This is a genomic window from Aeromicrobium sp. Leaf272 (assembly GCF_001422865.1).
In the GTDB taxonomy this organism is placed as follows: Bacteria; Actinomycetota; Actinomycetes; order Propionibacteriales; family Nocardioidaceae; genus Aeromicrobium.
Genome location: NZ_LMMY01000009.1, coordinates 707,209 through 708,224 on the forward strand (window position 1 = coordinate 707,209; position 1,016 = coordinate 708,224).

Genomic DNA, 1,016 nt, shown 5'->3' on the forward strand with positions numbered 1-1,016 from the left:
TCGGCGTACTGGGCCATGGCGACGTCGGGAGTGGGCAGTCCGGCCTGCTCCATGTCGGCGAGGAACCGCTCGGCGTCGAGCGCGGCCGAGCAGCCGGTGCCGGCGGCGGTGATGGCCTGGCGGTAGGTGTGGTCGACGAGGTCGCCCGCGGCGAACACACCGGGCAGGTTGGTCGCGGTGCTGCCGGGCTTCACCAGCACGTAGCCCTCGTCGTCGAGGTCGACCTGGCCGGTGAGCAGCTCCGAGCGCGGGTCGTGGCCGATGGCGATGAACAGGCCCGTGGCGTCGAGGTCGCGGGTCTCGCCGGTGACCGTGTCGCGCAGGGTGATCTTCTCGAGCCGGCCCTCGCCGTGCAGCTCGGCGACCTCGGAGTTCCAGGCGAACTCGATCTTGTCGTTGGCGATGGCGCGGTCCTGCATGATCTTCGACGCGCGCAGCTCGTCGCGACGGTGCACGAGCGTGACCTTGGAGGCGAAGCGGGTGAGGAAGGTGGCCTCCTCGACGGCGGAGTCGCCGCCGCCGACGACCACGATGTTCTGCTCGCGGAAGAAGAAGCCGTCGCACGTGGCGCACCAGCTGACGCCGTGGCCGGACAGCTCGTCCTCACGGTCGACGCCGAGCTTGCGGTAGCCCGAGCCCATGGCCAGCACGACCGCGTGGGCGCGGTAGGTGCTGCCGTCGGCCAGGCTCACGGTCTTGACGTCGCCGGTGAGGTCGACCTCGGTGACGTCGTCGGAGATCAGCTCGGCACCGAAGCGCTCGGCCTGAGCACGGAAGTTGTCCATGAGCGCCGGGCCCATGATGCCGTCGGGGAAGCCGGGGAAGTTCTCGACCTCGGTGGTGTTCATGAGGGCACCGCCGGCAGTGACCGAGCCCTCGAACACGAGCGGCTCCAGGTTGGCGCGCGCCGCGTACACCGCTGCGGTGTAGCCGGACGGGCCGGAGCCGATGATGATGAGGTTGCGGACGCCATCGGTGGACGACTGAGTACTCATGGATGCCTTCTCGTAGACGGG

1 protein-coding gene is annotated in these 1,016 nt (G+C 69.7%); it reads right to left on the reverse strand.

The features are described 5' to 3' along the window. A partial coding sequence (trxB, locus tag ASF38_RS17900; RefSeq protein ID WP_162237305.1) for a thioredoxin-disulfide reductase occupies nucleotides 1–995 on the reverse strand: 995 nt, incomplete at its 3' end. Between the last annotated feature and the right edge of the window lie 21 nt (nucleotides 996–1,016).